The sequence below is a fragment of the Bradyrhizobium sp. AZCC 2289 genome, assembly GCF_036924615.1.
Taxonomy (GTDB): Bacteria; Pseudomonadota; Alphaproteobacteria; order Rhizobiales; family Xanthobacteraceae; genus Bradyrhizobium.
Genome location: NZ_JAZHRY010000001.1, coordinates 3,568,957 through 3,589,066 on the forward strand (window position 1 = coordinate 3,568,957; position 20,110 = coordinate 3,589,066).

The following is a 20,110-nucleotide window of genomic DNA, read 5'->3' on the forward strand; positions in this document are numbered from 1 at the left end:
TCCGGATCATGCGATCCCGTACAGCTTCTTCGCATTGCCGAGATAGAACGCTTCGCGGTTGGCGTCGCTGACGCCGGCCGGCAGCACGCGCGACGGGTCGTCATAGTCCCAATGCGGGTAGTCGGTCGCGAACAGCAATTTGTCCCAGCCAATCCACTCGATCAGCTCGAACAGATGGTCGCGCCGCTCCGGGTCTTCCATCGGCTGCGTGGTCCACCAGATGTGGTCGCGGATATATTCCGACGGCTTGCGCTTGAGATGCGGCACCTCGCTGTGCAGCCGCTCAAAGTTCCTGTCGAGCCGCCAGGCCAGCGACGGCGCCCAGCCAAAACCGGCTTCGATCATGACCATTTTCAGTTTTGGATAGCGCTCGAACACGCCTTCCAGAACGATGCTGGCCAGCGCGGTCTGCTGGCACTGCGAATGGCCGACCATCTCCTCGATGTAGTAGCTCGGCCAGCCCGACGCCGTGATCGGATTGCCGCCGAAGCCGAAGGCGTGCACGCCGACCGGAAGGCCGACTTCCTGCGCGACTTCGTAGATCGGCCAGTAGCGGCGCTGGCCGAGCGGCTCGACATTGCGGCTCAAGAGCAGCACCTGGACGAAATTCTTGTCACCCGCGCGCTTGCGGATTTCGGAGGCCGCGGCAGGGCCGTCTTCATTGGCGACGACGACAGAACCCTTCAGCCGCGAATCCTTGGCTGTCCATTTCTCGATCTGCCAGTCGTTGATCGCGGTCGCCAGCGCTGCGGCGAGGTCCTGGTTGCGCAAGCCCTGCCCGGTTTGGAGCGGATTAAGGACGCCGAGTGCAACATTATTCGGATCGAGAAGCTGCTTCTGCATGAAGGACAGCGACGACCCTTGCGGCCCGCCTTCCGGCGGATAGGCGTCGCGGCGCGACGCATTCGGCTGCGCTTTCGGATAGGGCGGCCCCTCCATCATGCCCTGATAGGCGTGCTTGCCGTAGGTTTGGAGATGTTCGTGCCAGCGTTTTGCCAGATACGGGTACAGCTCGGTCGGCGTCGCGCGGGCGGGATGAATGTCGCAATCGGCGATCGCGGTCTTGACGCTGGCGGCTGGCGCCGGCTCCGGACGGTCGCGGAACTGGATGTTCATGGCGTCGTCTCCTTGATCGCGGGCTGTTTCAACCGACTATATGTCGCGAGCGGGTTATCGATCATGATCTTGCGGACGAGATCATCCGAAATCCCGTCCGGCAGCACCTTGTCGCCGTCGAATTGCCAGTGCGGATAGTCGGTCGAGAATAGGAGCAATTCGTCCGACTGCATATGGTCGAACAGGCGATTTAGCGTGGTCGGGTCCGGCGGCGCATCGACCGGCTGCAGCGAGAAGCGGATGTTGCTGCGCACAATTTCCAGCGGCGCGCGGTCGACCCAGGGCGTCTCCATCCGGACCCCGCGCCAGAATTTATGCAGCCGCCACAGATAGGCCGGCAGCCAGGTGAAGCCCGATTCCAGCATCACCATCTTGAGGTTCGGGTGGCGGGCGAACACGCCTTCGACGATCAGGCTGGTCAATTGGGTCTGGAACGCCTGGGCTTGCGCGACGTAATCCTCGATGTGATAGGAGCCCCAGCCGACCGAGGTCGGCGGGTTATGATAATTGCTGCCGGCGTGGACGCCGATCGGCAGATCCAGTTTTTCGGCCGCGGCATAGATCGGCCAGTAGTGGCGCTTGCCGAGCGGCATATCGCCCATGACCAGCATCAGCACCTGGACGAAGCGCTTGTCCTTGGCGCAGCGCTCGATCTCCGCCACCGACTTCTCGATGCTTTGCACGGGGATCACGATCGAGCCGCGCAGGCGTTCGTCCTTGTCGAGCCATTCCTTCACCAGCCAGTCGTTCAGCGCGCGGCAGAACGCATCCGCCATATCCTCGCTGAACACCATCTGCACGCCGTACAGCGGATTGCAGATGCCAAAGCTCACGCGATACGGGTCGAGCGCCTGCCGCTTCATGTCCTCGAGGCTCGATCCCGGCTTGCCCTGCGCGGGCCGCCAGTCCGGCCGCGCCGAGATCGGCGAATTGACCGGATAGGATTGCGAGATCAGGTCGGTCATGCCGCGCGTCGTCACCTGGTCGCGCCAGTAATCGTTCATATACGGCAGCAGGCTGGTGAGATGCGGCACGGCGGGATGCAGATCGCAATCCACGCCGCCCGCGATCGGTGCGGTCATGATGTTTCCTCGCTGGAGCGCGATGACTTTTCTTCGAAAAGTCATCCCGCTCTATCTTTCTTGTTTGAGCATGATCTTTTCGGAAAACCGGTACCCACTTTTCCGGATCATGCCCTGGCGGCGCGCACTCACGGCATCTTGTAAGCCGCGCCGCCTGGTTCTTGCAGCGCATTCAAGCAGGCTCGCCTGCCGCCCGCAACTCGGCAAACGCGGCCCTCATGTGCTAGGACAACATGGCGACAGGACAATTTGGGCGCCGGGGGGAATTTCATGATTCGGACTGGATTAGCCGTTGTTGCCACCGCCGTGCTGCTGACAGGAATTGCGGGCGCCCAGCAGCAATCGCCGCCCGCAGCACCGCCCCCGGTCGATTTCTCCAAGGTCGAAATCAAGACCGCCGACCTCGGCGACGGCGTCTATATGCTCGAAGGCCAGGGCGGCAACATCACCGTGGCGACCGCGCAAGACGGCATCATCATGGTCGATAGCGAGTTCGCGCCGCTGCATGACAAGATCAAGGCCGCGATTGCCGTGATCTCGAACCTGCCGGTCAAATATCTGGTCAACACGCATTTCCACGGCGACCACACCGGCGGTAATGAGCCCTTCGCCAGGGACGGCGCCCTCGTCGTCTCCGAGGTCAACGTCAAGACCCGGCTCGCCGCCGGGACCACCAACGGCCTGACCGGCGCCAAGACGCCGCCGGCATCGGCCGGCGCGCTGCCTGGGAAGACCTATACCGGCGCGTTCAAGATCCGGATGAACGGCCGCGTCGCCGACCTCAAGCACATCGCCAACGCCCATACCGACGGCGACACCTATGTCTGGTTCAAGACCGCCAACGTGCTGTCGACCGGCGACACCTTCACCAACGGCCGCTATCCCAATATCGACTTCGCCAATGGCGGCAACATCAAGGGCATGATCGCGGCCACGGACGCCTATCTCAAGCTGACCAACGCCAGGAGCCGGATCGTGCCCGGCCACGGCCCGATCGCCGACAAGTCGGCGCTTAAGGAGTACCGCACCATGCTGGTCACCGCGCGCGACCGGATGGCGAAGCTGGTGAAGGACGGCAAGAGCGAGGACGACGCGGTGGCGGCAAAGCCGTTCGCCGATCTCGATGCCAAATGGGCGCCGACCGATCTCGCCAGCAAAAATTTCATTCGCGTGGTCTATCATTCGCTCGCCGACAAGCCTGCTGCCGAGAACAAACCTTTGCTGAAACGAATCCTGCACCGGAGTTGAGATGAAAGAGCTGGTTACCATCGCCGAGAAAATCGCCGCCAAACTGATCGAGCGGAAACAGACCATCGCAGTTGCGGAATCCTCGACCGGCGGGCTGATCTCGGCCGCCCTGCTCGCGGTGCCCGGCGCATCCGCCTATTTCCTCGGCGGCGGCGTGATCTACACCCGCGACGCGCGGCGGATCCTGATGGACATTCCCGACGAAGCCATGAAGGGCATCCGCTCGGCGTCCGAGGCTTACGCAAAACTGCTCGCCAGCCAGATGCGGCAACGCTTTGCCACCGACTGGGGCCTGTCGGAAACCGGTGCCACCGGGCCGACCGGCAACCGCTACGGCGACGCCGCCGGCCATAGCTGCATGGCGGTGGCAGGGCCGCAAACGTCCGTGATCACGTTGGAAACCGGCAGCGCCGACCGCCAGGCGAATATGCAGGCTTTTGCCAATGCGGCGTTGAATTTGCTGCTGCAGAATTTGTCGCGGTGATTTCAACGATCGGCGCTTTCTGTCGTCCCGGCGCACGCCGGGACCCATACGCCGCGGCCGCGCGTTTTGAGAGACGCCGTTCGACGATTTGCGGGTAACTACTCAGGCTTGTGGTTATGGGTCCCGGCTCCTGATGCGCAATTGCGCATATGGGCCGGGACGACGTAGGTGTTTGTTGTTCAAGTTGTGCAAAAATCTTCCGGCCAATCCGCCTAAAGTCTAGCCGCAATTGCCGGCACCGGCTGGAACCGGCAACGGATCAGCGCGTTGCTGCGCAAAGGCCTGTTGCGGCCTGTGTCAAATGGGGGTTGTTGCGGAGGAAACGCTCATGGCAACACCCGGTGTTCACACCACCCCCCTCAGCCCATCCGAGCATCAGGTTCAGCTTCGCCGCGCCGTGGTTGCGTCCACCATCGGCACCGCGATCGAATGGTATGATTTCTTCCTCTACAGCACCGTCACCGGCCTGGTTTTCGCAAAACTGTTCTTCCCGCATTCCGACCCCTGGGTCGGCACGCTGGAGGCGTTCGCGATCTACGCGGTCGGCTTCATCGCGCGCCCGATCGGCGCCGCCATTTTCGGGCATTACGGCGACCGCATCGGCCGCAAGGCGACCCTGATCGCGACATTGCTGTTGATGGGACTGGCCACGGCCGCGGTGGCGATCGTTCCGACCTACGAGAGCATCGGCATCTGGGGCGCGGTGCTCCTGACCGCCCTGCGATTCATCCAGGGAGTCGGTGTCGGCGGCGAATGGGGTGGCTCGGTCCTGATGTCGATGGAATGGGCGCGCGACGACCGGTCGCGCGGACTGATCGCGTCATGGCCGCAATTCGGGGTGCCGTGCGGACTGTTCCTTGCCAACCTCGCGGTGCTGGCGTTCAGCCAGATGTCGGGGGAGCAGTTCCTGGGCTGGGGCTGGCGTATCCCGTTCGCGCTCAGCCTCATCCTCGTCGGCGTCGGCCTCTACATCCGGCTCGGCATCCTGGAAACCCCGGTGTTCGCCCGACTGCTGGCCGAGAACAAGGTCGAGCGCACGCCGATGCTGACGGTGATCAAGCAGTATCCCCGCGAAATCCTGCTCTCCGCCTTTGCGCGCATGGCCGAGCAGGCGCCGTTCTATATCTTCACCGCGTTCATCTTTTCCTATGGCATCGGCACCCTGCACATGTCGCGCAACTTCCTGTTGACCGCGGTGATGTCGGCCTCCGTGCTGTCGTTTGTCGCGATTCCGCTGTTCGGCCATCTGTCCGACCGGATCGGCCGCAAGAACATGTACATGATCGGGGCGGCGACAACAGGCGTATTCGGCTTCATCTATTTCGCGATGGTGAATACCGGATCGGAGGCGATCATCTTCCTGGCGATCTTCCTTTCGCTGATTCCGCACGACATGATGTACGGACCGCAGGCGGCGCTGATTGCCGAAAGTTTTACGGGGCGGCTGCGCTACAGCGGCTCGTCGCTCGGCTACCAGCTCGCATCCATCATCGCCGGCGGCCCGGCGCCGCTGATCGCAACCTGGCTGTTCGGGTCGTTTCATTCGGCAACCGCGATCGCGGTCTACATCGCGATATGCGCCGTCATCACGCTGGTCGCGACCGCGCTGATGACCGACTACACCGGAAAAGATATCAGCGGATCGGGCGTGTACGGACAGCGGGATTGAGGCACCCGGTCGGGAGTGATCGTCATGAAAAAATGGCGGGAAGAATCGGTGCTTGATTTGTACAATCCGGTGCTGGCGATGTTGCTGTTCATATCGCCATGGTTCTTTCCGCCATCGCAGGTGTCCGGGACGCACTAAAACCCGCAGCGAGGATTCTCAACCGGCGTTCCGACTCCCGGTTTAGTACGGATAGCGGCGCTCCCGGTCTGGCACGATATTCGCATTTTGATTCTCGCTGGACGCTTCCTCCCCTGGAGATCAAATGGGTGAAGTCATAAAGTTCCCGAAACCTGATCGCGACCGCAACGAGGCGCGCCTTATTGAAGAAGCTCGCGCGATATACGAGAGCGTGTTTCCGACGGAAAAGGGCCCTGCCGGCGTGCCGCAGGACGCGCCCGCACCGGCCTAGCTGCCTCGTTCGGATCGGCGGGCTTGCGGCCGGTTCCCGTCGCTGGCGAATGCGCCGCCTTCGCGTTGAGGGGCGCGCGCCTCTCATCGACTCGTCGACGCGCCCGGCATGATTTGCCGAAGCGGTTCCGGCCCGACCGAGATCTGACCGGTGAACGGCCGGTCATGCGCCGCGATCAGCAGCACCGAGGCGGCCACGCCGGTCGCGAACAGCATAAGCGCAATCCCGGATGCCAGCCGGTTATCGCAGTGGATGAGAGCGATCGCGAGCAACTCGCAGATCGCCTGCAGGTACAGGCACCACCATTTGACCGGATTGACTTCCGCCTGGCTGATGATGATCCGTTGCCTGCGCGCGTCCAGCGCGGTCCCCAGGGCGGCAATTATTTCCCGCTGCGCGGTCTGCTGGCCGACGCCTGACGGCGTCATCGCGACAACGAGCTGCAGCGCCACGGCAAGGTCTGTGGGAGCCGCCCGCAGCGAGGCGGTCTGGCGCGCCATCATCGGCCACTCCTCTGTGATTGCCCGCTCGATGTAGCCGCGAACGAGGTCGCGCAACCGGCCCTCCTGCTCGGCCGGCAGGCCGGCGCCGAGCAGCGTGACAGCGCGGAGCGCGCTGGCTTCGCGGCTCACCGCCGCAGCGGCGCGGTCATTGTCACCCCAGACCTGGGCCGCGATGAAAGCAACGAACAGGCCGAAGATGATGCCCAGCACCGGCAGCAAGCCGGGAGAGATCGCCTTGAACGACTTTGCCCGCGCGTCGGTCGCGAGCGCGGCAATGGCGGCGAAAATGACCAGGGCGAGCAGATAGGTGAAGCCGAAGATCGCCAGCGCCATCAACGGCACCGGCAAATTGTGTAACCAGTCGCTCATTGCTGCCCCCCGCTGCCGTGTCTGGATTCCTGCGCACCGACAGGCCACACTGTCGGGCTGTAGTCAACGAGAGGAAACTCCATGCGTATTGCGGTTGTCGGCGCGGGCGGCGTCGGAGGCGGATTTGGCGCGGCACTGGCCAAGGCGGGCGCCGACGTCACCTTCATCGCGCGCGGCGCCCATCTGGCCGCCATGAAGAGCGCGGGCCTGAAGGTCCAGGGCGGCCGCGGCGAGACCCATCTGGTGCCGACCCATGCCACCGACGATCCCGCCGGGATCGGCAAGGTCGATATCGTGCTGTTCTGCGTCAAGCTGTGGGACGTCGAAAGCGCAGGCCTTGCCATCAAGCCGCTGATCGGCCCCGACACCGCTGTCATCCCGCTGCAGAACGGCATCGACGCCGCCGAGCGGCTGATCCCGATTCTCGGGAGCAACGCCGTGATGGGCGGCGTGGCGCAGATCTCTGCGTCGATCATCGCCCCCGGTACGATCCAGCAGGTCGGCACCTTCATGCGCATGATCTTCGGCGAGCTCGACGGCAAGCGCAGCAAGCGGGCCGAGGATTTTCTGGCACTTTGTCAGAAAGCCGGGTTCGATGCGGTCCTGAGCGAACAGATCCTCACCGATCTCTGGATGAAGTTCGTCCTGCTCGCCACCAACGCCAGCATCACGGCGCTGGCCCGCCAGCCGATCGGCAAGCTGCGCGACGATCCGGAGATCCGTCCGGTTTTCATCGCCGCCCACCAGGAAGTGATCGACGTCGGCCGCGCCAGGGGCGTGGCGCTGCCTTCCAATGCGCTCGACATCATTCTCGAATTCAACAGCCATGCGCCGCCCACCATGAAGGCGTCGATGGCGCTGGATCTCGAACGCGGCAACCGGCTGGAGCTGCCCTGGCTCGGCGGCAAGGTCGCCGAACTCGGCCACAAACTTGGCGTCCCGACGCCGACCCACAGCCTGATGTATGCGATGCTGAAGCCCTACATCATGGGTGCGCCTGGCTGAGCAATTTGTACGGCGAATGGCTCAAGGAAGCGGCGTGCCGGCGTTGGAAACAATCAAGTTACCGGTGTCGACCGGTGCCAGCTCACTGGCGCTGCCGTTGCCCAGAAACTTGTCGAGCGTGGCCTGGATTCTCGCCTTGGCCAAGTCGGGGCCGCGATCGCTCATCCAGGTGTGCTGAAATTGGGTGGGGACAATATCGATGCCGTCGGCCTTGGCCTGCTGGACTGTCGGCAGCACGCCGGGATCGGTGGCGAAATTCGGATCTTTGGAGCGGAAGGAAAGGATCTTCAGCTTGTTGCTGAGCACGAAGGGCACGCGCAGATTATCCAGCGTAACCACTTTCGAAACCAGGTCCGGGTGTTGCTTGGCGAAGTACATCGCGGTGTCGCCACCGTTCGAATGCCCGACCAGGGTCAGGTGACCGTAATCGGCATTCGGATGCCGTTTCTTCAATTGTTGGATGACGAACAGAATGTTGGCTTCACCCTTTTCGTACACGCCGAGGCGACCGACATAGGGCAGCCCCACCTTGGTCATCAACGGCGGATCGGTCGGAATATCCTGCTGGATGCTGGCCACCAGATATCCCCTCGCCGCAAATACGTTGGCAAGGAACGAATACTCGGTGTTCTTGACGGTATTGCCGTTACTGATGATGGCGACCGGAAGCTTCCAGATGCCGTCATTCGCCTTCATCTCGTAGTCCCAGCGCACTGCAACGTCGACAGCGACGGGCCGCTGCCGCGCGCTGTCGAACAAATCCAGCGTCTCGTGCTGAATGCCCCATTTGCTGATGGCGAAATAAGCCGCACCGGTAATGGCACAAAGACACGCCAGAACCGTAATTCCCCGTCTCATCGTTTCCGTCCCGATCACGTTTTTGATTCAACAGATGGTGTAGAAACGTGAAAACGGTGTGGCCGGAGCCATCGCGCCGGCATTAAATATCAGAAAGTTATTGCCCTGCAGCGAACAGAGACCGTGGAACCCGCGCCCGAACGCGTGGGGCGGGTTAGCGAAGCATAACCCGCCTCTTTATCGCCGGCGTCCGGCGGATTACGCTATCGCCAATCCGCCCTACCGGCCACGGGCTTCCAGGACCGCACCCATGCAGCCAACATTCGACCGCACCGCCGAGGATCTCGGCAACTCGATCCATCTCGAACACGTCAACGTCACGGTGCCCGATCAGCGGCTGGCGACCTTGTTCTATGTCGCGGGCCTCGGGCTGACCCGCGATCCCTATCTGATGGTGTCCGACACCAACATGTGGGTCAATGTCGGCCGCAGCCAGTTTCATCTGCCGAACGGCGGGCCGCAGGTGCTTCGCGGCCATACCGCCCTCGTCATCTCGGGCCGGCAGGCCCTGCTCGACCGGCTCGCGTCCGTTGCGAAGAAGTTAGAGGGTACTTCATTCGCGTTCAGCGAGCATAACGACTACGTCGAGGCGCTTTGTCCCTGGGGTAATCGCCTGCGCTGCTACGAGCCGGACGCCGCGCGCTTCGGGCGCATCACGCTTGGCATCCCCTATGTCGAGTTCGACGTGCCGCCCGGGACCGCGCAAGGCATTTGCGCCTTCTATCCGGAGTTCATGGGAATTGCGACCGAACTGAAGAACGGCGACGGCACGGTCGCACGCGCCAAGGTGGGCAAGGACCAGTATCTGCAATTCCGCGAGACCGACCGGCCGCAGCCGGAATACGACGGCCACCATGTGCAGATCTACATCACCAACTTCTCCGGCCCTTATCGCAAACTCAGGGATCGCGGCCTGGTCTCGCAAGAGGACAACCAGTACCAATACCGCTTTCGCGAAATCGTCGATCCCGCCAGCGGCAAACACCTGTTCACGGTCGAGCACGAGGTGCGCAGCGCCACGCACCCGATGTACCTGCGGCCGCTGATCAACCGCAACCCGGCAGAGACCAACCGCACCTACGCCGCCGGCCACGAGCAATGGGCGTGGGCGATGGGACCGGACCAGTACGACGAGCGATAGTAAGCTCGTCGTCCCTGCGAAAGCAGGGACCCATAACCACCGATGCTCGTTGGTTAAAGAAGCCGTCTGCCCATGTGCCCTTTTCGCGGGCCGCGGCGTATGGGTCTCCGCTTTCGCGGGGACGACACGATAAACTCACTTCTCCCGGAACGCGCGCATGAACTGGTCGCTGAGCGGCTTCAGCAGGTACGAGAACATGGTGCGGTCGCCGGTCTGCACGAAGGCTTCCACTGGCATGCCCGGGATGATCTTGTTGTCGCCGAGGCGGGCGACCTCTTCCGGCGGCATCGAGACGCGGATGGTGTAGTAGCTTTGCCCGGTGCGCTGGTCGGTGGTGACGTCGGCGGAGACGCGGGTGACGACGCCGTTGAGTTCCGGCGTGGTGCGCTGGTTGAAGGCCGACAGCCGCAGCAGCGTCTTCTGGCCGATCTGCAGCTTGTCGATATCCTGCGGATTGACCTTGGCCTCAACCGAAAGGGCGTCGGCCTGCGGCACGATCATCATGATGGCGTCGCCGGCGGTGATGACGCCGCCGACCGTATGGACCGTCGACTGCAGCACCATGCCGTCCTGCGGGGCGCGGATATCGATGCGGCGGAGTTGATCTTCGGCGGTGACCTTGCGTTCGACGAACTCGCCGATCTTGTCGTTGGTCTCGCGCAAATCCTTGGAGACCTCGCTGACCATGTCCTTGTCGACCTGGATGATCTGCAGCTCGGTCTCGGTGATCTTGCCCTTGGCCTGGGCGCGCGAGGAGATGTATTGCGCGCGCTCGCCCGACAGCCGGGCCTGGTCGCGCTCCAGCGTGGTCAGCCGCGATAATTGCACGAGGTGCTGGTCGTAAAGCTGGCGGACGCCGACCAGCTCCTTCTCGACCAGCGCGATTTCCTTGTCTTTCGCCTGCTCCTGCGCGGTGAGCCCAGCGATTTCCTCGTTCAGCTGCGTGACCCGCTCGCGCAATTGCGCCTTTTGTCCGGTCCGCCCAAAGACGCGAACCTCGAACAATTTGGATTCGCTGGCCATCACATCCCTGACGTCGGGGTCGTCGGCGCGATCGGTCAGCGCCGTCGGAAATTGGACCTTGTCGAGGCCGCGCTGCTCGGCCTCGAGCCGGGCGGCGCGCGCCCACAGACCGTTGAGCGTCTTGACCACGATCGCAAGGCTCGCCTTGACGACGGTCTCGTCGAGACGCACCACGATATCGCCGGCCTTGACCAGGTCACCGTCGCGCACGCGGACTTCGCCGACCACGCCGCCGGTCGGGTGCTGGACTTTCTTGACGTTGGAATCGACCACCACCGATCCCGGCGCGATCAGCGCGCCGGATATCTGCACGGTCGATGCCCAGCCGCCGAAGCCGCCGGCGAGAACGAGCACGGCGACCAGCCCCACGATCAGATGCGCCCGTATCGAGCGGCGGGCGCCGCGCAGTTCTGCGGTCATGATTTGGCTCCCGCATCGGACACGATCTTGATCGGCGTCGGCGGCGCGACGCGCTGCAGCACCTGGCCGAGAACAGTCTCCTTCGGCCCGAACGCCTGCATGCGGCCGTCTTTCAGGACCAGCAGCTGGTCGACCGCCTCGATGCCGACCGGCCGGTGCGCCACCACCACCACGATGGCGCCGCGCTCGCGCGCGCCGCGAACGGCGCGGGTCAGCGCCTCGTCGCCTTCACTGTCGAGATTGGAGTTCGGCTCGTCGAGCACGATCAGGAACGGATTGCCGTACAGCGCCCGTGCCAGCGCCACGCGCTGGGCCTGGCCGGCCGACAGCGAAGTGCCCTGCTCGCCGATCTGGGTGTCGTAGCCGTCCCGCATCTTGATGATCATCTCATGGACGCCGGCCTCCTTGGCGGCCGAGATGATCGATTCAGACTTGGCGTCCGGATCGAAGCGGCAAATGTTCTGGGCGATCGATCCGCCGAACAATTCGACATCCTGCGGCAGATAGCCGACATAGCGGCCGAGCACGTCGGACGACCACTGATCGAGTGCGGCGCCATCAAGCCGTACCTTGCCGCGGAACGGCATCCAGACCCCGACCAGCGCGCGCACCAGCGACGACTTGCCCGATCCGCTGGGCCCGATGACACCGACGCCGCTGCCGGCCTCGATCGCGAAGGTGACGTCCTGGACGATCACCCGCTGATCGCCCGGCGGCACGATGCTGACGCCCTCGACCGACAGCCGCTTGGACGGGCTCTGCAGCAGGGTCTGGGTGTTCGACGCCGGCATCTGCTCGAGCAGCCGGGTGAGGCGGTGCCAGCTCTGGCGCGCGGCGACAAAACCCTTCCAGTGCGCGATCGCCAGATCGACCGGCGCCAGCGCCCGGGCCGAGAGGATCGAGCCGGCGATGATGATGCCGCCGGTCGCTTCCTGGTGGATCACGAGATAGGCGCCGACCGCGAGGACCGATGATTGCAACATCATGCGCAGCACCTTGGCGATCGCGCCGAGACCTCCGGCGACGTCGCTGGCGCGCTGGTTGCCCGCCAGATAGTTTTCGTTGGCCTCGCCCCAGCGCTTGCCCAGCCGCCCGGACATGCCCATCGCGACCAGCACTTCGGCATTACGGCGGCTGGTAGCCGCCAGATCGTTGCGCCGCGCCGCAAGGCTCATCGCCTCCTTGGCCGGCCGGCGCGACATGAATTCGGTAATCAGGGTCAGCGTCACCAGAATGATGGCGCCGATCAGCGCGGTTAGCCCGAGCAGCCAGTGGAACGCAAAGCAGATCGCCAGATAGAACGGCAGCCAGGGCAGATCGAAGAACGCGCCCGGGCCCATGCTGCCGAGGAACGACCTGACATTGTCGAGATCGCGCAGCGGCTGCAGCCCCTCATTGCGGCCGCCGACCAGCAGCGGGAGGCGCACCACGGTCTCGAACACGCGGGCATTGATGGCCTCATCGAGCGAGGTACCGATGCGCCCGAGAATTCGTCCCCGGAGCAGGTCCAGAAAGCCCTGGGCGGCGTAGAGGCCGGCGGCCAGCACGACGAGGCCGACCAGGGTCGGCACGCTCCGGCTTGGCAGCACCCGGTCATAGACCTCCAGCATGAAAATCGAGCCGGTCAGGTACAGCAGATTGATCATGCAACTCATGACGCCGACGCCGATGAAGGCGTCGCGGCAGGCGCGCAACGCTTCACCGAGTTCGGATCGCCGGACGCCGGGAGCGGCTGCCATTAATTCGGATCTCTTCAAAAGGAAAAAGGAATGGACGACGCGATCGTTTTACCGATCTTTATGGCGACCGTCTATTTAAGTCGCGTTAACCTGAATACAGTTCATCGCCGTAACCCGGGGACAGGAAGAGGTGAGGCTTTAAGTCTTTTGTCTGATGCGATTTCTTCGCGCGACCCGGCCGCCGCCCCGGATCGATCGCGGGGCGGCTTTCGCTAAAAAGCCGATACTACGGTTAACCCTGCGTGGGTGCGGTTTGTGAGGCGGGTTCGGCCTTCGGAAACGGCACCAGGATCACCGACATCGAGACCCGGCCGATTTCGCCATTGACGTCGAGCAGCACGCCGCTCCCGGTTCCGATCCCGGCGGCCGGTCGCCATCTGGTTTGCGCGCGAACGCCCACCCATGCTCCGACCGGCGGCCTGAACAACTGAACCGTCAGGTTGGGGTTGGGGTCCGCCACGACGTTCCGGAACGGCCGCGCGATGCCGTGGGTCCAGTCGGCCGGCCCGAGAACGCCGGCAAGCGGGCCGGCACCGTCGATGATCGGATGGTTGAGCCGGAACCAGGCGGCGTCATCGCTGGCGCGCGCTTCCATCGCGTCCATGAACCAGGACCGGCCGTGCGGCGTGCGGGCTGCGCAGCGGAAATTGCAAGGGATCCACCGGCTCGCTGGCCTGATCGCCAAACCCGGGGATCTCGATCGCGCGTTCGCGCGAGAGCGTCAGCCGGACGGTGGCGCAGGGCAGGTCCTCGCTGGCGGGCCACAGCGTGTTGTCGATCACGCTGACCCGGCCGCCTTCGCTCACGACTGAAAGCTGCGTTCGCAAATCCGTCATCGGCGTCGGCCGCAGGAACCAAGCCGTTGCGCTGACCGCGGTGCCCCAGTTGCGGACGGCGGCCAGCGCCTCGACCTCGGCCGTCAGCAGGCTCGCGACCGCCCCGCCCTGCAACCGCTGCCGTTCTTCACCTCGACCGTGCTGATCCCGGCCCTGCCCGATTTCAGGCAGCGCTATCCCGGGCTAACGCTGCGGATCGAGGCCACCCATCAATACGCCGACTTCAACGCCTCGCGTGTCGACGTCGCCATCCGCTATGGCCGCGAACATTCGACCGGGTTGAAATTCGAGCCGCTGGTCGCGGTCAAGGGATTGCCGGTCTGCGCGCCGGCGCTGGTCAAGGCTGGCCTGCGCAGCCCCGAGGATCTGTCCCGCCAGGTGCTGATCCATATCACGACGCAACCGCGGGGGTGGCCGGCCTGGCTGAAAGAGGCCGGGCTGTCGCATCTCGAGCCGCGCGGCCATCTCTGGCTCGACAGCGTGCCGGCGATGCTGGAAGCCGCCGAGCACGGGCTCGGCGTTACCCTGGCGATGGCGCCGCTGATCAAGGCGCGGCCGGGCTTTGGTAAAAAACTGGTCGCGCCGTTTGCGTTCGAGCCCGCGCACAGCGAGACGATCTATCTGGTGTCCCACACCGAACAGGCGCGGGACCGGCGAATTGCCGCGGTACGGCGATGGATCCTGGAGGCCGTCGGCCGCGCGAAACAGTAATGGGCTCGCGGGGGACACTCAGCCCCCCAAGAGTCCGGATTAGATATCGGCCGCAACCGAGAGCAAGACCCTCATTCCGCGTCAGTCAGCACGACCTGGTTACGTCCCTGTTGTTTTGCGCGGTAGAGTGCGGCGTCCGCCTCGTTCAACCATGCGCCTACCGATTTGCCGTCAGAGTGCGATAGCAACGCCACCCCGGCACTGATGGTCACGACATTGTCTACGGGACTGCAATCGTGCGGGATCGCCAATTGCTCGACTGCCCGCCGGAAGCGCTCGGCCGCCACCAATCCGGCGTCGAGAGACTGTTCGGGCAACAGGATCAGAAATTCCTCGCCGCCGTAGCGATAGACGTGGTCGCCGCTCCGGGCCGTGTTCATGAGCGCCCGCGACACGGCCTGGAGCACTTCATCGCCGGCGAGGTGGCCTTTGCTGTCGTTATAAGCCTTGAAAAAATCGACATCGCACATGACGGCGCAACAGGTGTGGCCATAGCGATCCACCCTGGCATTGATGCTTTCGAGATCCTCGCTCAGTTTGAGCCGGCTCCCGAGTTTGGTCAGCGGGTCGGTACGCGACTGCTCGAACAGCTGACGATTGAGCCGCTCCAGTTGCGCCGACTGCCGGGATAATTGCCGGTGCAGCGATGTGACCCGCGACGCGACGAGCAGCCGCATCTTCAGCTCATTGATGTCGAGAGGTTTGACGAGATAATCGTCCGCGCCAGCCTGTATACCGCGCAGCACCTCCGCCTTGTTGTCGAGCACCGTCAGGAAGATGAAATAAGTATATGCGTCTCTCCCACACGCCCGGATTCGGCTGCACAATTCGATGCCATCCATTCCGGGCATCACCCGATCGCTAATGACGGCATCCACATCGACCGTCTCGAACAGGCGCCATGCCTCCTCACCGCCGGATGCTATGAGGCATTCATGGCCAAGCGATATGACCGCAGCTTTGAAAATCTGACGTGAGGCGGCGTTATCTTCCGCAACAAGAATGCGCATGGCCTACCTCGTAGCACCGTCGGACAAGATCTCGGCGCGGACTGATCCGAACTGGCTTTCGAGATTGGCGATCAGCGACGGTGCAATACTGATATTTTCAGCTTCTCCCAGCATTTGCAGCTCGGCACAGATCCGGACCATTTCGCGCGCGCCCAGATTAGCGGCGCTTCCCTTGAGGCTATGAGCGACTTTGACCAGACGAACCGAATCTCCCTTCCGCAGTGAATCCCGCAGATCGGCCAGTTGCTCCGGCGTATCCAGAAGGAACAGATCCAGTACTTTCTTTACCAACCCGGGCGCTCCCGAGCGTTCGAGTTCGCGCAAGCCGTCGAGCACAGTGCGATCGACGGCTCCCTCTGGTCGCCGCGCGGCCGCGACAGCCTGGCTTTCGAGTTCATCAACGCTCGGCAGCCATCGATCGAGAGCGGCGGCGAGTTCCTGTGGGTCGAGAGGCTTGGTAATGTGGTCGTCCATTCCCGCCGACAGGCTCTTGGCACGTGCGTCCTTCAGCACATCGGCGGTCAGCGCGATGATCGGCGTATGCCGCCCGGCTCCTTCGCGCCGACGGATCTCCTGGGTCGCCTGATAGCCGTCCATCTCCGGCATCTGGCAATCCATCAATATCGCGGCGTAAGGCACCTGGCTCACGGCCTCGACGGCTGCGCGGCCATCGGCCACGACATCGGCGCGATAGCCGAGCGCCGCGAGGACGCCGACCGCGACCTGCTGATTGACGACGTTGTCTTCGGCGATCAGGATACGCCCGTCCCGTCGCTTTGCCGATCTCTTCGCCCGTTTCCGAGTGGCCGAAGGAGTTTCAACGCGCAGGAGTTCTTCTGCTGCCAGATTGGACCCTGCCATGACACGCGCCAGACAGTCGTAGATCTGTGATTGCGGCGCCGGCTTCGTGAGGCAGGCATCGAACAAACCATCGCGGTTCGGCTCAGGGCCGGTTTGACCGATAGAGGTCAGGAGGATCAGCCGCGTCCCGACGATCGAACGGTCGGCCTTGATCGTTCGCGCAAGCGCAAGCCCGTCCATGCCCGGCATCTGCATGTCGACGATCGCCACGTCGTAAGGTTCGCCGCGCGCCGCCGCCGCACGCAGCATGTCGAGGGCGCCGGGGCCGGATGCGGCACTGCCATTGTGCATATGCCAGCCAACAATGTGCTCATGCAGAATGGCACGGTTGACCGCGTTGTCGTCGACCGCGAGCACGCGCAAGCCGCGCAGGTTCATGCGCTGACGCGGCACCTGGGTGGATGCGAGACCAAGCGAAACGGAAAACCAGAACGTGCTACCCTTTCCGGTTTCACTGTCCACGCCTATTTCGCCGCCCATCAACCTCACAAGCTGCGCGGAGATGGCGAGACCGAGACCGGTTCCGCCATGCTTGCGCGTCGTCGAAAGGTCAGCCTGCGCAAACGCCTCGAACAGGCGCAACTGTTGCTCCGGGGCGACACCGATGCCCGTGTCGGTGACTTCAAAACGGATCGTCACCCCATGCTCGTTCCCGGCGTGCCGCCTGGCGCGCAACACCACCTCGCCTCGCTCAGTGAATTTGACCGCATTGCCGGCCAGATTGGCGAGGATCTGGCGCAGATAGAACGGATCGCCGTGAAGAATCTCCGGCAGGTCGTGGTCGATCAGGCTGGCGACCTCGAGCCCCTTGGCAGCGGCACGCACGGCCACCATGCCGGTGACGCTCTCGACAATGTCGTGGAGATCGAAATCGATGATCTCGAGCTCGACTTTGCCGGCTTCGATCTTCGAGAAGTCGAGAACGTCGTTGACCACATCCAATAGAGCTTCTCCCGATTGCCTCGCCATCTCCGCGTAGTTGCGTTGCTTCGGGTCGAGCTTGGTATCGGCCAGGAGCCCTATCATCCCGATCACGCCATTGAGCGGCGTGCGGATCTCGTGGCTCATGACGCTCAGGAATTCGGACTTGGCTCTCGTCGCCGCCTCGGCCGCGTCCTTGGCCTGCAGCAGCGAATCCGCCATCCCGTTAAAGGCTCCCACCAGCCGCGCCAATTCGCCTGTTGTCTGAACGCTCGACCGATGACTGAACTCTCCAGCTTCGATGAGAGCGGCGTCGCGCCGCAATTGCCGAATCGGACGGACTATTCCCGACGAGAACACCCACGCGAGCAGAAATGCCGCCACGATAGCCAGGACGGTCAGGATTAGCCCCCATCGCATATCCTGAGATAAGTTAGCCAGTGTCGCATCCGTGGGCAGACCGACCGTCACGACCCACGGAACGGCCCGTATCGTAACCGACGCCGTCACGCGGGTAATGCCGTCGAGCCAAACCGTCTCGCCGCTTGCCTCCCCGAGTTCAAGTTGATGGCGGACAGTTGAATCACCGCTGACATCACGGCTTATCCACCCGGGTTGACCGGTGCGGCCGACGATGATGCCGCGCTCGTTCAGTATCCTGACTGCGCTTCCCCGCGGCAAGCTTGCCGATTCAGTGATCTCGTTGATGCGCGCCAACTGCGTGCCAAGAACGATGACTGCCCGCGTAGCACCAGTGGCGTCGATCAACGGGCACGCAATGGCAACAACCCAAACGCCGGACATTCGGCTAAGGATTGGCTCGCTGATTGTGATCCTTCCTTTTTCGAGCGCCTCGTTGAAATAGGGGCGATCGCCTACGAAGGTTCGGCTCTTGTCGGTCAAAGGCCACTGCGACGTTCCGATATTGTGACCTTTGAGGTCCGTGACCAGCACATTGCTCACATAGGCCGGGAGATCCGCCCGGACCGCCCGGAGAAGCGCATCGTTCTTTTCGACATCCGCCGGATCGCCAGAGATAGATCGCCCTATCGTGCGCAGCAGCGTATTCACATTGTTGAGGTAATCGTCGATGCGCGCCGCGCTGAGTGTCGCGGCGCTGCGGGCCTCCGATTGGGCCTTCAAATAGTCGTCGTTCGATCGCTCCCAGAGAAAAGCGCCGGCGAGAAGGAGCAGCGGCAGGATGGCCGCCACGACGAGGATGTTCAGTCGGGTTCGAATGTTGAGATTCATTGGGGAGCGCCGTCTTCCCTGCCCTGATATGCGCTGGCACCACAGCACTCGCCCAACCAGCCGGGGCAGCCGAACGAGGCACCCCATCCGCGGAATTCCCAACTATCCGTCGTGCGGCAGAATCGGATATTGAAGCGAGATTAATCGGAAATGCTAAAGAATGCGTAAATCCTTGAAGTAGCTCAGTACAGGGCCCGTATGTGTATGGATATATTGTACGTATTGAGCTTGTATGCATTGAGCACAGCGTTCCGGCACCTTGATAACAGCGACGCCAAGAGCCGCAAACGCGTAAGGCCCGGGCGGGAACGACGGCAAACGGGAGCAAAACAATGGCTGTGAGTCTGTCGATGCCGGTTCTGGTGGTCGAGGATCACATCGCGACCGCGCTCATCCTGCGAACCCTGTTGACGCGTTTGGGCTTCAGCGACGTCGATGAGGCCACCGATGGCTTGGTGGCGCTCGCCAAGATGCGCGAGAAGAAATATGCCTTGGTGATCTCGGACTGGAATATGGAGCCAATGAGCGGCTACGGGCTACTCAAGAAAATTCGGATGGACGAAGCGCTCGCCGAAATCCGGTTCATCATGATCACTTCCGACATGACGGCTGCGAACGTCATCGCGGCAGGAAAGGCCGGCGTCAGCGGCTATATCGTCAAGCCGTTCAGCGCGGCGGAACTCAAGGCCGAGATCGAAGCAGCATTTGCGAAGTGAGGTCACTGCGGGCGCTCAGGCGATACCGACCGAATCGAATCCAGAACGGGCATCCGCGGCGGTGCCGCCGTCGGACGCGCCCGTTCGAAGCTGATTCGCCGCTTTTAGAATCGGCCGCCGGATCGAACCAGACGCACGACCAAGAGCAGCACGATGGCGCCGATCGCGGAATAGATGATCTCCGAGACCAGCCCGGTGCCGATATGGATGCCGAGCTTGGGAAACAGAAAGCTGGCGACGAACGCGCCGGCGATACCGACGACAATATCGCCGATGATGCCGAAGCCGGTACCGCGCACGATCTTGCCGGCCAGCCAGCCGGCGACGAGGCCGACGAACAGAATAACGATCAGGCTTTCGCTCGATATGTACATTGGAAATCCCCCCGGTTCGCACGCGTCATTTCCGCGGCTGTATTCCAGCCTATCGATAATTGTCTGATGTGACGACCCCAATCTGCACTCCGCCCGGCGGAGGAAACTTTGCCCCGCACAAGCCGATATCTGGTATGTGGCCTATGGGCCGGACAAAGCCGTGAAAACGGACGACGGGGCGATGAGCGCGGTCCGCTCGACCCGGACATTCAAATCCGAGGTCGACGCAAAACTGTTCGCGATGCAGATTTTGGCCAAGGGATGGACCGCCAGCGCCGGCACCCTCAATCCGCATCAGCCCAGGCGGATCGTCGGAGCTTCCCAGATCGAAGAATGGGCTGATCCCGGGCTCGGCGGATAGGCG

Annotated in this window: 21 protein-coding genes; 10 read left to right on the forward strand and 11 right to left on the reverse strand. The window is 63.1% G+C overall.

Annotation, left to right across the window (positions count from 1 at the left end):
- Positions 1-6 precede the first annotated feature (6 nt).
- Both V1289_RS17160 and V1289_RS17165 read right to left on the reverse strand, forming a co-directional pair.
- Positions 7-1,116, reverse strand: coding sequence for an amidohydrolase family protein (locus tag V1289_RS17160; RefSeq protein WP_334397994.1), 1,110 nt, complete (start codon positions 1,114-1,116; stop codon positions 7-9).
- Positions 1,113-2,198 (reverse strand): amidohydrolase family protein, encoded by a 1,086-nt coding sequence (locus V1289_RS17165; RefSeq protein ID WP_334397995.1) that lies wholly within the window; start codon positions 2,196-2,198, stop codon positions 1,113-1,115. Before V1289_RS17165 ends, V1289_RS17160 begins: the two co-directional genes overlap by 4 nt.
- A gap of 270 nt (positions 2,199-2,468) precedes the next feature.
- Between V1289_RS17165 and V1289_RS17170 the strand changes: the two genes are divergently transcribed.
- The 4 genes from V1289_RS17170 (at position 2,469) to V1289_RS17185 (ending at position 6,008) form a co-directional block, all read left to right on the forward strand.
- The gene (locus V1289_RS17170) at positions 2,469-3,446 is read left to right on the forward strand and encodes an MBL fold metallo-hydrolase (RefSeq protein ID WP_334397996.1); all 978 of its coding nucleotides are present in this window, start codon (positions 2,469-2,471) and stop codon (positions 3,444-3,446) included.
- A 1-nt stretch (position 3,447) separates the two neighbouring features.
- Positions 3,448-3,930: a CinA family protein gene (locus V1289_RS17175; RefSeq protein WP_334397997.1), complete on the forward strand. Its 483-nt coding sequence runs from the start codon at positions 3,448-3,450 to the stop codon at positions 3,928-3,930.
- Positions 3,931-4,258: 328 nt separating this feature from the next.
- Entirely contained in the window at positions 4,259-5,599 is a 1,341-nt protein-coding gene (locus V1289_RS17180) for an MFS transporter (RefSeq protein WP_334397998.1), read from the forward strand.
- A 262-nt stretch (positions 5,600-5,861) separates the two neighbouring features.
- A complete protein-coding gene (locus V1289_RS17185; RefSeq protein ID WP_171985641.1) occupies positions 5,862-6,008 on the forward strand; it encodes a hypothetical protein in 147 nt (48 codons plus the stop codon).
- 83 nt (positions 6,009-6,091) lie between these two features.
- Here V1289_RS17185 and V1289_RS17190 read toward each other — a convergent pair whose 3' ends face one another.
- Complete coding sequence (locus V1289_RS17190; protein WP_334397999.1) at positions 6,092-6,844, reverse strand: bestrophin-like domain; 753 nt, start codon at positions 6,842-6,844, stop codon at positions 6,092-6,094.
- Between the two features lie 117 nt (positions 6,845-6,961).
- Here V1289_RS17190 and V1289_RS17195 point away from each other — a divergent pair, with 117 nt between their 5' ends.
- On the forward strand, positions 6,962-7,885 hold the full coding sequence (locus V1289_RS17195; RefSeq protein WP_334398000.1) for a ketopantoate reductase family protein: 924 nt from the start codon (positions 6,962-6,964) through the stop codon (positions 7,883-7,885).
- Positions 7,886-7,906: 21 nt separating this feature from the next.
- On the opposite strand, the gene V1289_RS17200 is transcribed toward V1289_RS17195, so the two are convergent.
- Positions 7,907-8,743, reverse strand: a complete 837-nt coding sequence (locus V1289_RS17200; protein ID WP_334398001.1) for an alpha/beta fold hydrolase — start codon at positions 8,741-8,743, stop codon at positions 7,907-7,909.
- 250 nt (positions 8,744-8,993) lie between these two features.
- On the opposite strand from V1289_RS17200, the gene V1289_RS17205 reads away from it, so the two are divergent.
- Positions 8,994-9,884: a VOC family protein gene (locus V1289_RS17205; protein ID WP_334398002.1), complete on the forward strand. Its 891-nt coding sequence runs from the start codon at positions 8,994-8,996 to the stop codon at positions 9,882-9,884.
- A gap of 135 nt (positions 9,885-10,019) precedes the next feature.
- Here V1289_RS17205 and V1289_RS17210 read toward each other — a convergent pair whose 3' ends face one another.
- Positions 10,020-11,327 (reverse strand): HlyD family type I secretion periplasmic adaptor subunit, encoded by a 1,308-nt coding sequence (locus V1289_RS17210; protein WP_334398003.1) that lies wholly within the window; start codon positions 11,325-11,327, stop codon positions 10,020-10,022.
- Positions 11,324-13,066 carry a type I secretion system permease/ATPase gene (locus tag V1289_RS17215; RefSeq protein ID WP_334398004.1) on the reverse strand — a complete coding sequence of 581 codons (1,743 nt, stop codon included), beginning with the start codon at positions 13,064-13,066 and terminating at the stop codon, positions 11,324-11,326. The genes V1289_RS17210 and V1289_RS17215 overlap by 4 nt, the downstream gene beginning before the upstream one ends.
- A gap of 30 nt (positions 13,067-13,096) precedes the next feature.
- On the opposite strand from V1289_RS17215, the gene V1289_RS17220 reads away from it, so the two are divergent.
- Positions 13,097-13,282: a hypothetical protein gene (locus tag V1289_RS17220; RefSeq protein WP_334398005.1), complete on the forward strand. Its 186-nt coding sequence runs from the start codon at positions 13,097-13,099 to the stop codon at positions 13,280-13,282.
- Between the two features lie 16 nt (positions 13,283-13,298).
- Here the strand turns inward: V1289_RS17220 and V1289_RS17225 are convergent, their stop codons facing one another.
- Both V1289_RS17225 and V1289_RS17230 read right to left on the reverse strand, forming a co-directional pair.
- The gene (locus V1289_RS17225; protein WP_334398006.1) at positions 13,299-13,670 is read right to left on the reverse strand and encodes a hypothetical protein; all 372 of its coding nucleotides are present in this window, start codon (positions 13,668-13,670) and stop codon (positions 13,299-13,301) included.
- Positions 13,639-14,016: an acyl-CoA thioesterase domain-containing protein gene (locus V1289_RS17230; protein WP_334398007.1), complete on the reverse strand. Its 378-nt coding sequence runs from the start codon at positions 14,014-14,016 to the stop codon at positions 13,639-13,641. Before V1289_RS17230 ends, V1289_RS17225 begins: the two co-directional genes overlap by 32 nt.
- Before the next feature lie 3 nt (positions 14,017-14,019).
- Between V1289_RS17230 and V1289_RS17235 the strand changes: the two genes are divergently transcribed.
- Positions 14,020-14,613: a LysR substrate-binding domain-containing protein gene (locus V1289_RS17235; RefSeq protein ID WP_334407512.1), complete on the forward strand. Its 594-nt coding sequence runs from the start codon at positions 14,020-14,022 to the stop codon at positions 14,611-14,613.
- 71 nt (positions 14,614-14,684) lie between these two features.
- Here V1289_RS17235 and V1289_RS17240 read toward each other — a convergent pair whose 3' ends face one another.
- Positions 14,685-15,623, reverse strand: a complete 939-nt coding sequence (locus tag V1289_RS17240) for a GGDEF domain-containing response regulator (protein WP_334398008.1) — start codon at positions 15,621-15,623, stop codon at positions 14,685-14,687.
- A gap of 3 nt (positions 15,624-15,626) precedes the next feature.
- On the reverse strand, positions 15,627-18,656 hold the full coding sequence (locus tag V1289_RS17245) for a hybrid sensor histidine kinase/response regulator (RefSeq protein WP_334398009.1): 3,030 nt from the start codon (positions 18,654-18,656) through the stop codon (positions 15,627-15,629).
- A 332-nt stretch (positions 18,657-18,988) separates the two neighbouring features.
- Between V1289_RS17245 and V1289_RS17250 the strand changes: the two genes are divergently transcribed.
- Positions 18,989-19,372, forward strand: coding sequence for a response regulator (locus V1289_RS17250; protein WP_334398010.1), 384 nt, complete (start codon positions 18,989-18,991; stop codon positions 19,370-19,372).
- A gap of 104 nt (positions 19,373-19,476) precedes the next feature.
- Here V1289_RS17250 and V1289_RS17255 read toward each other — a convergent pair whose 3' ends face one another.
- Positions 19,477-19,746, reverse strand: a complete 270-nt coding sequence (locus tag V1289_RS17255) for a GlsB/YeaQ/YmgE family stress response membrane protein (protein WP_334398011.1) — start codon at positions 19,744-19,746, stop codon at positions 19,477-19,479.
- Positions 19,747-19,906: 160 nt separating this feature from the next.
- Between V1289_RS17255 and V1289_RS17260 the strand changes: the two genes are divergently transcribed.
- Positions 19,907-20,107, forward strand: a complete 201-nt coding sequence (locus V1289_RS17260; protein WP_334398012.1) for a hypothetical protein — start codon at positions 19,907-19,909, stop codon at positions 20,105-20,107.
- The last annotated feature ends 3 nt before the right edge of the window (positions 20,108-20,110 follow it).

Coding starts and splice junctions, on each gene's coding strand:
- V1289_RS17160 (WP_334397994.1), bottom strand. CDS start 1,116: ATGAACATCCAGTTCCGCGACCGTCCGGAGCCGGCGCCAGCCGCCAGC.
- V1289_RS17165 (WP_334397995.1), bottom strand. CDS start 2,198: ATGACCGCACCGATCGCGGGCGGCGTGGATTGCGATCTGCATCCCGCC.
- V1289_RS17170 (WP_334397996.1), top strand. CDS start 2,469: ATGATTCGGACTGGATTAGCCGTTGTTGCCACCGCCGTGCTGCTGACA.
- V1289_RS17175 (WP_334397997.1), top strand. CDS start 3,448: ATGAAAGAGCTGGTTACCATCGCCGAGAAAATCGCCGCCAAACTGATC.
- V1289_RS17180 (WP_334397998.1), top strand. CDS start 4,259: ATGGCAACACCCGGTGTTCACACCACCCCCCTCAGCCCATCCGAGCAT.
- V1289_RS17185 (WP_171985641.1), top strand. CDS start 5,862: ATGGGTGAAGTCATAAAGTTCCCGAAACCTGATCGCGACCGCAACGAG.
- V1289_RS17190 (WP_334397999.1), bottom strand. CDS start 6,844: ATGGCGCTGGCGATCTTCGGCTTCACCTATCTGCTCGCCCTGGTCATT.
- V1289_RS17195 (WP_334398000.1), top strand. CDS start 6,962: ATGCGTATTGCGGTTGTCGGCGCGGGCGGCGTCGGAGGCGGATTTGGC.
- V1289_RS17200 (WP_334398001.1), bottom strand. CDS start 8,743: ATGAGACGGGGAATTACGGTTCTGGCGTGTCTTTGTGCCATTACCGGT.
- V1289_RS17205 (WP_334398002.1), top strand. CDS start 8,994: ATGCAGCCAACATTCGACCGCACCGCCGAGGATCTCGGCAACTCGATC.
- V1289_RS17210 (WP_334398003.1), bottom strand. CDS start 11,327: ATGACCGCAGAACTGCGCGGCGCCCGCCGCTCGATACGGGCGCATCTG.
- V1289_RS17215 (WP_334398004.1), bottom strand. CDS start 13,066: ATGGCAGCCGCTCCCGGCGTCCGGCGATCCGAACTCGGTGAAGCGTTG.
- V1289_RS17220 (WP_334398005.1), top strand. CDS start 13,097: ATGGACGACGCGATCGTTTTACCGATCTTTATGGCGACCGTCTATTTA.
- V1289_RS17225 (WP_334398006.1), bottom strand. CDS start 13,670: ATGGACGCGATGGAAGCGCGCGCCAGCGATGACGCCGCCTGGTTCCGG.
- V1289_RS17240 (WP_334398008.1), bottom strand. CDS start 15,623: ATGCGCATTCTTGTTGCGGAAGATAACGCCGCCTCACGTCAGATTTTC.
- V1289_RS17245 (WP_334398009.1), bottom strand. CDS start 18,656: ATGAATCTCAACATTCGAACCCGACTGAACATCCTCGTCGTGGCGGCC.
- V1289_RS17250 (WP_334398010.1), top strand. CDS start 18,989: ATGGCTGTGAGTCTGTCGATGCCGGTTCTGGTGGTCGAGGATCACATC.
- V1289_RS17255 (WP_334398011.1), bottom strand. CDS start 19,746: ATGTACATATCGAGCGAAAGCCTGATCGTTATTCTGTTCGTCGGCCTC.